Below are 9,778 nucleotides of genomic sequence, written 5' to 3'. Positions count from 1 at the left end.
AATTCTCGGTGGCTTTGTTTTGTTCGATATAGCCGCGCGCTTCGAGCGTCGCGAGGATTCGAAAGACGTTGTTCTTATGCAGCTTGAGCCGCTTGGAAAGTTCAGTCACGCCGAGTTCATCGACGTAGCCGAAGAACTGCTCGAGCACATCGAGCGCGTGCGCGACGGATTGAATGACGTAGTTGGTTTTTTCGCGTCTGACCATCGGTTTTCCGCTACCGCGCTGGCGGTTCTCACTACTGGCGAAGCGCGGTTTGTAAAAGTGTTTTACTTTAGATGACGCGCTCGAACGATGTCAACGATGCTCCTTAAATTCTCCCAAAGTTGCGCTAAGTAGCTAAAACTTAACGGTAAAAGTAAGCTGCCAGCATGGCCTCAAAACACGATTTCAGCATGCGCAGACATCCTCGCGCCGATTTCTCCAGCCGCGCCGACGGCCACGATGATGAGCTATTTTACTCGGCGCTGCGGCTCGTCGTTGATCTCGACGACGGTGCAATCGCGAAGATCGGCGGTATCGTCATCCACAATTTCGATCGCGCGGCGCGATCTCAATCGCCCGCGGCGATCCTGGACCTGACGCGCAGCTTTATGGAGAGCGGCGCGTTTGAGATTATAGATTTCATCGACGCAAGCGCGCCGGCCGCGCGGCCGTCGGATGAGGTTTGGGCGGTGGCCGGGTACAAGACCAGCAGGCAACAGGCGCGACGGCGCGCGGGAGAAACGGCATGATGCTTAAGGGGCGCGCGACGCCGCCGGCTACGGCCGCATACGCGAGCCGGTTCCCGGAGCTGCCGGGAAATTTCCGGCCGGTGCTCGGCCTGTCGGTTTCATCGATCGGAATAGGCACATATCTGGGCGATCCCGACGACGAGACCGATCGGGCCTACGAAGAGGCGATCAAGGCGAGTCTTCGCGGCGGAATCAATCTGATAGATACGGCGGTGAATTACCGCTTCCAGCGCAGCGAACGGAGTATCGGCAAAGCGATCGGCGAGCTTGCGGCGCAAGGCGAAATCGCGCGCGAGCAGCTGATCGTCGCGACCAAGGGCGGTTACATCACGTTCGACGGCGGCGTGCCGGCCAATCCGCGCGCGTGGTTCGAAGATCATTACGTGAAGACGGGAATCGTCGCGCCCACCGATTTGGTTGACGGCTCGCATTGCATGACGCCGAAGTACATCGGCACGATGCTGGAGTTGTCGCGCAAGAATCTCAATCTCGAGACGATCGACATCTATTACATCCACAATCCCGAGACGCAGCTCGAAGCCGTCGAGCGCAGAGAGTTCCTGGCGCGAATGGCGACGATTTTCGAGTTCCTGGAAGGCGCGGTGGCCGACGGAAAGATCGGCGTGTACGGGACCGCGACGTGGAACGGCTATCGGGCGGCGCAAACGGAGCGGGGATGGCTCTCGCTCGACGAGCTGATACGAATCGCGCGCGAGGTTGGCGGCGACACGCATCATTTTCGCGCAATCCAGCTGCCGTACAACCTCGCGATGCCGGAGGCGATCACGCGATCGAACCAAATCGTGCAGGGCGGCAAGGCGACCACGCTGGCCGCCGCCAAGGCGCTCGGAGTCGCGGTTGCGGCCAGCGCGACGCTGCTGCAGGGGCAGTTATCGCGCCGGCTGCCGCCAATCGTCGCGGATGCGTTCAGCGGTTTCGCCACCGATGCGCAGCGATCGATTCAGTTCACCCGCTCGACGCCGGGTGTGGACGTGGCGCTGGTCGGAATGAAGTCGGTCGATCACGTTCGCGACACGCTCGAGACGGCGCGCAAGCCGCCGGCGACACTCGAGGAGTTGATGCGCCTCTTTCAGCACGGTGACGAGCCGTAGGCAGGGGTGACCCCTGCACCCAGTATTAAGGCCGCCCGCCGTTGGCGGGCGCGGCCCCTGCCAACGGCCCAATACTGCGCTACTGTCGGCACGGCGAGTCAGGGAGGCGGGTGGGGCCGTAGCGGTTGCGCAGGTGGGGCGCGACTGAAAGAATGCATCGGTTACCGCCCATGCTTAGTGGCGGCCCCCACCTGCCGATGCGCCGCGTCGAGACATACTTCATCGTTATAGCGATCGCGTTTTACGTCTGGTTCCTGACGCATTACGGGCCGGGGCAGGTGATCGGCTACGTGCGGATGGCGGGATGGGGCCTGGCGCTGACAATTTCGCTGGAGGCGCTGTCGCGAATCGCCAACACGCTCGGCTGGCGGGTCACGATTGAGCACTATCCACCGAAGCTCAGGTTCGTCGAGTTGTTTGCGGCGCGAATTGGCGGTGAGGCGATCGACTATGTGACGCCGTCGGCGCAGCTCGGCGGGCAGTTCGTGATGGCGGTGGATGTGCGCGAGAAGCTGCGCATGCCGGTGGGTCTGGCGACGGTGATCGTCGCGTCGCTGGCCGAAGCGGTCGGGCAGATCGTGTTTCTCTCGATCGCGCTGGTGATTTCGCTGCGGCTGATACCGGTAGCCGCCAACCTCTACTGGGCGATAGTGGGCGGGTTTGCGCTGGCGACGGCGCTGGCGGGGGCCTTCTTTTTCGTGCAGATGAAGCGGCCGTTCTCGCATCTGTGGCGCGCCGCGACCAGGTTCGACTTCGCGCGAATCAACACCGACGAAATCCGCGAGTCGGCCGAGGAGGCCGACGCCGTGCTGCTCAACCTTTACGCGCGCCATCGCGGCCGGCTCGCGGTGTCGTGCCTGTGCTATGCCGCCGCGTGGAGTTTCGGGCCGCTCGAAATTTATATCCTGCTGCGCCTCCTGCATCAGCCGGCGTCCTTACAGATCGCGCTGCTGGTCGAGGCGGTTGGGCTGCTGATCGAACGCGCGACCTTTCTGATTCCAGCCAAGCTGGTGAGCCAGGAGGGCGGCAAGGCGCTGATTCTGGGGATGCTCGGTTACCCGCCGGGAATTGGCTTCGTGGTGGGGTTTCTGCGCCGAATCAAAGAAATGGTATGGGTGTTGTTCGGGCTGCTGAGCCTGATGATCCATCGGATGGTTGTGCAGCAGCGCGGTGGTATGACGGGCGCCGCACCGGCGGAGCGCGACTCTGTTATGAAAATGCAACGAGCACAAGGAGAGCAATCGCTATGAGAAAATTAACCGCCCTGGTTGCGGGGATGACGCTTGCAATGACCGCGCTGCCCGCGGCCGCCGGTGTCGTCATCACGCAGAAGCAGCACGTGACCAATGGGGCCAACACCCGCGACGCCGAACAAACCATTTCGGTGCAGGGCAACAAGCAGAAGATGGTGACCGAGCGTCACACGATCATCACTGACCTCGACAAAGGGGTGATGTACGTGATCGATCCGACCGCCAAGAACTACTTCCAGATCGAGTTTCCGCCCAAGGGGCAGATGGCGCAGATGATGGCGGCGAGCACGACCGCGGCGATGAACTTCAAGAAGGCCGCCACTACGCGCGAGATCGCGGGCTACAAGTGCACTGACTACGACGGCGGCGGGCAAATGATGCAGGGCGTCTACACGGTCAAGGAATGTTTCTCGGCCGCCGCGCCTGGCGCCGAGGAGTTTTCGGAGTTCGAGAAAAAAATGGCGGACAAGCTCAAGGGCCTGGGCGGCCATCTTGGCAGCGGCGGTGAGATTCCACGTGGAGTGCCACTCGCGCTGGACTCGACGATGAAGATGGGCCACATGTCGATGCAGGGGATGTCGCCGGAACAGACGGCCAAGATTAACGAGATGATGGCGAAACGTCCGCCGATCACGACCAGCACACTCGTCGAGAAGATCGAATCGAAGAAGCTGACGGACGCCGATTTCGAGGTTCCTGCAGGCTTCGCCAAGAAAGACCTGCCGGCCGGCCCGGGCATGGGCTCAATGAAGATGGCGCCAGCTGCGGGCGCACCAGCTGCGGGCGCACCGGCTGCGGGCGCACCGCCGGCGGCGCATTAAATCGCTCCGGTGAACTCGCGAGCGCATTCATGCGCTTGTCGCCAGTGAGTTGAACAAAAAGAAGAGCGGGGTCCGTCGGGCCCCGCTCTTCTTTTCGATATAACGCGAAAAACTACGTCGTGCTTGACGCGGACGCCCGCGCCCGTCTCCGATGCCTATTGCTTGCGCAGGCGCTATTCACTTCGTGTTTGCGCCGGTGGATTCGGCGACCAGTTCCGCGAGATCGCGCACTCGCATGGTCTCTTCGAGCGAGCGCGACTTCACCGCGTCTTCGAGCATCGTCATGCAGAACGGGCATCCCACCGCGATCAACTCGGGCTTGACCTCGTTCAATTGATCGAAGCGCTTCTCATTGATCCGCGTGCCCTCGTGCTCTTCCTTCCAGAAGCATCCACCGCCCGCGCCGCAGCAGAAGGTGCGATTCCTGGACTGTTCGACCTCCGCCACCTCGGTGCCGGGGATTGCGCCGAGCGCGCTTCGTGCGCTGTCCCATTTGCGATTGTGACGCGCCATGTAGCACGGGTCGTGATAGGCGATGCGCTGGTTGATCTCGCCGCGCGGCTTCAAGCGTCCGGCCTGGATCAGTTCGTCGATAAACTCGGCTTCATGCAGAACCGTATAGTTACCGCCGAAGTCCGGATACTCATTCTTGAGGTTGTGATAGCAATGCGGGCATTGAGTGACTATTCGCCGCGGCTTGTAGCGATTGAGCGTCTCGACGTTCTGCGCCGCGACGGTCGCGTACAGGTATTCGTTGCCCAGCCGGCGGGCCGGGTCGCCGGTGCACATCTCCTCGCGCCCGAGGATCGCAAATTTGACGCCGGCCTGTTTCATCAGGGCCGCGAATGACTTGCTCACGCGCTGGATGCGTTCGTCGTACGAGCCCGCGCATCCCACCCAATACAGCACGTCGATCTCTGACGGATCGGCGAGCTCGGCGATCTCGGGAATTTCAAGTCCCTGTGCCCATTCGGCGCGCTTTTCCTGGGCAAGGCCCCATGGATTTCCCTGGTTCTCGATTCCCTTGAAGGCTCCCGTCAGTTCAGTCGGGAACCTCGACTCCATCAGTACGTCGTAGCGCCGCATGTCCACGATTCTCTGGATGTGCTCGATGCCGACCGGGCATCCCTCTTCGCACCATCCGCACGTCGTGCATCCCCACACCGCTTCTTCGGTCGCGACCTGCGTGATCATGTCGGCGCCGTCCCATGCGGGCGCTTCCGCGCCGCCGGCCTGCTTGCCGTTTGCCTTTGCCGCGAGCAGAAAGGGCGCCTTGTCGAGCAGATGCTCGCGCTGTTCGATCACCAGAAACTTGGGATTGAGCGTTTTGCCGGTATTGACGGTGGGGCAGTTGATCGTGCAGCGGCCGCACTCGAGGCACGCTCCCATGTCGAGGATTTGCTTCCAGGTGTACTGCTCGACCTGCGAGACGCCGAACGTCTCGGCGGTTTCGAAATCCTTGATCGGCGCGAGTCGTCCGCGCGGACCGAGGTTGCGGAAGAACAGATTGAGCGGGCCGAAGATCAAATGACGCAGCTTGGTGAACGGAAAACAGAACAGCAGTGCGTACACGAACAACACGTGCACCAGCCACAGCCATCGATGGTACGTGGCGCCGACGCCGAGCGCGCCCTCGAATCCGCCCACCACCCGTCCAACGTATGCCCATTCGGTGAACGCGGGATGCGCCGCGTTGATCCGCGCGCCCTCGAGCATCAGGCCCGTGACCGCCGCCAGCACCATCATCGACATCGGGAACCAGTAGCCTAGCCGGTTCTCGAGATTGTCCCGGACTTTCGCCGCCGGCGGCTCGTTGAGCACGCTGGGTTTGCGAACCGCGCGCCGCACACCTTCCATCAGCACGCCGAGGATCAGCAGGATGAAGAAGGTGTCCATCGCAACTTTGAAGTAGAGATAGAAATCGCCGTAGAAGAAGTAGAGGTCGAGGCCGAACAGATCGAATAGATCGCGCACGTCGCTATTGATCACCACGATCGTCGTACCGATGAACAGGCCGACGAACGCGACGTAGAACGCGTAATGCATCCATCCCCACGTCTCGCGAATCACGTTGCCCTGGCCGAATGAATCGCGCAGCGACAGGAGCAGGCGCTCCAGCGGATGATCGAAACGATTGTCGGACACGCCGAGACTCACCAGCCGGTACCACCTGAGACCGGCGAAGATGAAGCCGGCGATCAGCAGCCCGAGCAGGCTGTACATCAGCACGATGAACGGAACGGGGATGTTCCAGAGAATTTGGCGGGTAACTTGCTCGTTCATTTGCGCTCCATGCGAAAGCCGGCGGCAACGGTGCCGTTAACAGACTCTTAAATCAGACCATCGTGGAGGATTTCAATCCGCCGCAACCGCTCAGGCGCCGGTTGCGCAGTATTAAACCGGGGCAGGGGCGCGCCCGCCAACGGCGGGCGGTCTTAATACTGGGTGCAGGCCTCAGCCCTGCGGCGCAGGGGTCAACCCTGCCGCGCGCGACAACGGAGCGCGGCCTTAACACTGGGTGCAGGGGTCAGCCCTGCTACTCGCGCTCCTGGAAGCCCTCGAGATTGCGCGATCTGCCCGTCTGGCGCAGTTTGCGCAACGCCTTGGCCTCGATCTGCCGGATACGCTCGCGGGTGACCGCGAATTGTTTGCCGACTTCCTCGAGCGTGTAGTCGGTCTTCTGCCCGATGCCGAAGCGCATGCGCAGAATTTGCTCCTCGCGCGGGGTGAGCGTGGCCAGCACCTTGCGCGTCTGTTCGCCGAGGTTGCCCTGAATTGCCGCCTCGACCGGCGACGGCGCGAGTTCGTCCTCGACGAAATCGCCGAGCGAGCTTTCTTCTTCGTCGCCGATTGGCGTTTCGAGCGAAATCGGCTCCTTGACGATCTTGAGCACCTTCTGGACCTTGTCCAGCGGCATCTCCATCTGCTCCGCGATTTCTTCGGGCCCGGGTTCGCGGCCCAGCCGTTGCACCAGCAGGCGCGTGACCCGGAGCAGCTTGTTGATCGTCTCGACCATGTGGACCGGGATGCGGATGGTGCGGCCCTGGTCGGCGATCGCACGCGACATCGACTGCCTGATCCACCAGGTGGCGTAAGTCGAAAACTTGTAGCCGCGTTGATACTCGAACTTGTCCACCGCGCGCATCAGGCCGATGTTGCCTTCCTGGATGAGGTCGAGAAAGCCCAGCCCGCGATTGGTGTAGCGCTTGGCCAGGCTGACGACGAGGCGCAAGTTGGCCTCGGTCAGTTCCTTTTTCGCGCGCCGGCTCTTGTCCTGTCCGGCGGCGATCGTCTCGAGCTTGCGCGCGTATTCCTCGCCGGTGTTTTTGGCCCTTTTTTCGACTTCGCGAATCGTCTTTTGCGCCAGCCGAATCCTGGCCGCGATATCGAGCAGGTTCTCGCGGACGTCATTTATTTTCAGCACGTGGCGGCGGTCTTCGGCTTCGGCGGCTTCCTTGAGCAGATGAGTGCGCGAGCGGCCGGTCGCCTCCTCGTATTTGTCAATCGTGTGATGCGCGATGCGGTACTGCTGCAGCACGTCGCGCATCTCGCCGATCACCGCTTCCATCAGGCGTCGCGACAGCGCCATCGCACGCAATTCTTTTTTCACGCGCTCGTTGAGCCGCGTCAGGTTCTTGTCGAGCTTGGGCTTGCGGCGCGGGCCGGGCTTGTTGCGCAGTATCTCCTCGATTGCCTCGATTTTGGTGCGGAGATCGGTGAGCTTCTTGGTCGCAAGCGTCAACTTCTTGAGCTGGCGCTCGTCGGCTTCGGGTCCGCGCTCTTCGTCGGGATCTTCAGGCGCCTCCGCGGCGTCCTCGAACACATCGCGCAGATCGGCTTCGCCTGCCTCTACGCGCTCGCCCACTCGAATCACGAAATCGAGCGTGATCGGCGATCCCAACACCTCTTCTTCGACTTCGTTTTCGCCGGCTTCGATGCGCTTGGCAATTTCGACTTCCTGCTCCCTCGACAGAAGCTGGAAGTTGCCCATCTCTTTGAGATAGAGCCGGACCGGGTCCGACGACTCGCCAAGCGAATCCGCAGCCGCCGGCGCGGCTTCGGGCGCTTCCTCGGGCTCTTCCTTGCCTTCGACCTCGACCTCGTCGGCGCCCTCGGTCGGGACTTCCTCGAGCACCTTGATATCAAGGTCCTCGAAGCTGTCCAGCGCGGCGCGCAGGTCGGTTGGTGAAGCTACATCCTGCGGCAGGTAGTCGTTGACCTGCTCGAAGGTCAGGTAGCCTTGCTCACGACCGAGATCGACAAGACCCTGTAGGTCTTTACCTTCGTACTTCTGCTTCATTCGTTTTGCTTCCGTTTTGCGCGGGCGTTGGCCGTCGATGCGATGCGTGAAAATCGGCGCGCAATGCGGCCGTCATTGCGACCGCGAGCCGGGAATCAAGTAGCCTCATTTATACAGACGAGAATACAAAGGCAAGTGAGCCACACCAAAGAATCAAGTCTAAGGGTCGCTTTGCCCAGAGTCAACTTACCAACCATCGCCCGCGCGATCATTGGGCGAATTACGCCTCGCCGCGCGGCCTTATCGCGAATTCCCGCTCGCCGATAACCGCTGGATCATATTATATGCATCGTTTGCCCGTTTGGCTGCATCACGCCCGATCTTTTCCTCTGACTCGAGCCGAAGTGCCTTCAACCAAGCAACCGATGATTCGCGCTCGGCGCCCTTGGCCGTAGCGACCGCAGCGCAGTATTAAGTCGTTGGCAGGGGCCGCGCCCGCCAACGGCGGGCGTCCCTAATACTGTGTGCATGGGTCGCCCCTGCCGCGCGCGACAACGGAGCGCGGCCTTAACATTGGGTGCAGGGGTTACCCCTGCTTCATTTGACCTTGCTCTTCAAGTCGGTCGAGACGTTGCCGGTATTCGCGCCATAGGTGAACCCGAACGACAGCGTCGAGGTTTGCGCGCCGCTGGCCCCACCCGGCGGTGCGAACTTGATCGCGACCTTGCACTTGCCCTTCGCTGCAATCAGTTCGCCTGAGCATTCGTCGCTGGTAATCGTGAAGGACCCAGCATCAGGCGCTCCCAGCGCCGCCGTTTCCAACGTCACGGGGACCGTACTCGAATTCGAGATCTCGATGTTCTTCGGCTTGGCGGCCGCGCCCGCATCGACGGCCGAGAACGACGCCGACTTCGGCGCCTTGAGCGTCACCGCAACGCCGTCGCCTGCCAGAGACACCGCGGGACTGTTGCCGTTGTAGCTCACGTCGATCGACCCTCCGGTCACGTCTGCGACCGTCGCCGGCGCAAACTCGACGTCGAACGAGCACTTCTTCTTCACCGCGATGCTTTTACCCGAGCAGCTGTTCGTGCCGCCGGCGATTACGAATGGCGCCGTCGCGGTCACCGATCCGATCGCCGCTGCGGTCGTGCCCTTGTTGGTGAGCTCCACCTTCTTGGGCTTGCTGGTCCCGGTCGCATCGACGTTGCCGAAGTTGAGACTCGTCGGCGACGCGCTCAGCGTGGTGGTCGCGACCGATGAAGTTAAAGCGTTGATCAGGGCGGCCCCGTTCGGACTACCCCATCCGGTGGCCAGATCGTAGCCGACGGTGCACCCGTCGGTGTTGCCTCCAGTGAGGCAGTCGTGGAAGTCAGTGTCATAGTTCGAGCCCAAACCGATCGTGTAAAGGGCCGGATTGATAAAGCCGAGCACCGGATTGCCGTTGGCAACCGCCTGTTGATTGACCAGAGCCATATAGCCGGCCCACATGGGCGTCGCAAAGCTGGTTCCACCATAAAGATTGGCGGTGCAAGCCTCCTGGTCGGCGCAGACGTAAAAGCTAAAATCCGCATTTGCAGCAACGTCCGGGCCGTTGCGATAAGTTTGGGAACATTTGGCGCA

At 61.6% G+C, this 9,778-nt stretch carries 8 protein-coding genes; 4 read left to right on the top strand and 4 right to left on the bottom strand.

Annotated features, from left to right (window positions below):
• Positions 1-205, bottom strand: a 205-nt coding sequence (locus ABSB13_RS15935) for a helix-turn-helix domain-containing protein (RefSeq protein WP_428110246.1), incomplete at its 3' end; no start/stop codon positions are given.
• A gap of 188 nt (positions 206-393) precedes the next feature.
• Here ABSB13_RS15935 and ABSB13_RS15930 point away from each other — a divergent pair.
• The 4 genes from ABSB13_RS15930 (at position 394) to ABSB13_RS15915 (ending at position 3,918) form a co-directional block, all read left to right on the top strand.
• The gene (locus ABSB13_RS15930; RefSeq protein ID WP_428110245.1) at positions 394-732 is read left to right on the top strand and encodes a hypothetical protein; all 339 of its coding nucleotides are present in this window, start codon (positions 394-396) and stop codon (positions 730-732) included.
• Complete coding sequence (locus ABSB13_RS15925) at positions 729-1,844, top strand: aldo/keto reductase (protein ID WP_428110243.1); 1,116 nt, start codon at positions 729-731, stop codon at positions 1,842-1,844. The genes ABSB13_RS15930 and ABSB13_RS15925 overlap by 4 nt, the downstream gene beginning before the upstream one ends.
• 170 nt (positions 1,845-2,014) lie before the next feature.
• A complete protein-coding gene (locus tag ABSB13_RS15920; protein WP_428110242.1) occupies positions 2,015-3,094 on the top strand; it encodes a lysylphosphatidylglycerol synthase domain-containing protein in 1,080 nt (359 codons plus the stop codon).
• The gene (locus tag ABSB13_RS15915) at positions 3,091-3,918 is read left to right on the top strand and encodes a hypothetical protein (protein ID WP_428110241.1); all 828 of its coding nucleotides are present in this window, start codon (positions 3,091-3,093) and stop codon (positions 3,916-3,918) included. Before ABSB13_RS15920 ends, ABSB13_RS15915 begins: the two co-directional genes overlap by 4 nt.
• 177 nt (positions 3,919-4,095) lie before the next feature.
• Here ABSB13_RS15915 and ABSB13_RS15910 read toward each other — a convergent pair whose 3' ends face one another.
• The 3 genes from ABSB13_RS15910 to ABSB13_RS15900 form a co-directional block, all read right to left on the bottom strand.
• Positions 4,096-6,201, bottom strand: coding sequence for a heterodisulfide reductase-related iron-sulfur binding cluster (locus tag ABSB13_RS15910; protein WP_428110240.1), 2,106 nt, complete (start codon positions 6,199-6,201; stop codon positions 4,096-4,098).
• 253 nt (positions 6,202-6,454) lie between these two features.
• Positions 6,455-8,257 carry an RNA polymerase sigma factor RpoD gene (rpoD, locus tag ABSB13_RS15905; protein ID WP_428110247.1) on the bottom strand — a complete coding sequence of 601 codons (1,803 nt, stop codon included), beginning with the start codon at positions 8,255-8,257 and terminating at the stop codon, positions 6,455-6,457.
• 498 nt (positions 8,258-8,755) lie between these two features.
• Positions 8,756-9,778: choice-of-anchor D domain-containing protein (locus tag ABSB13_RS15900; protein WP_428110238.1), on the bottom strand; the 1,023-nt coding region annotated here is incomplete at its 5' end.

Origin of the sequence: Binatus sp. (SeqCode) (assembly GCF_050013435.1) — a bacterium.
Lineage (GTDB): Bacteria > Desulfobacterota > Binatia > Binatales > Binataceae > Binatus.
This window is presented reverse-complemented; position numbering and strand designations above follow the sequence as displayed.

Excerpts from the sequence above, each read along its gene's own strand:
- ABSB13_RS15910 (WP_428110240.1), bottom strand. The coding sequence starts at position 6,201 with ATGAACGAGCAAGTTACCCGCCAAATTCTCTGGAACATCCCCGTTCCG.
- ABSB13_RS15930 (WP_428110245.1), top strand. The coding sequence starts at position 394 with ATGCGCAGACATCCTCGCGCCGATTTCTCCAGCCGCGCCGACGGCCAC.
- ABSB13_RS15925 (WP_428110243.1), top strand. The coding sequence starts at position 729 with ATGATGCTTAAGGGGCGCGCGACGCCGCCGGCTACGGCCGCATACGCG.
- ABSB13_RS15920 (WP_428110242.1), top strand. The coding sequence starts at position 2,015 with ATGCTTAGTGGCGGCCCCCACCTGCCGATGCGCCGCGTCGAGACATAC.
- ABSB13_RS15915 (WP_428110241.1), top strand. The coding sequence starts at position 3,091 with ATGAGAAAATTAACCGCCCTGGTTGCGGGGATGACGCTTGCAATGACC.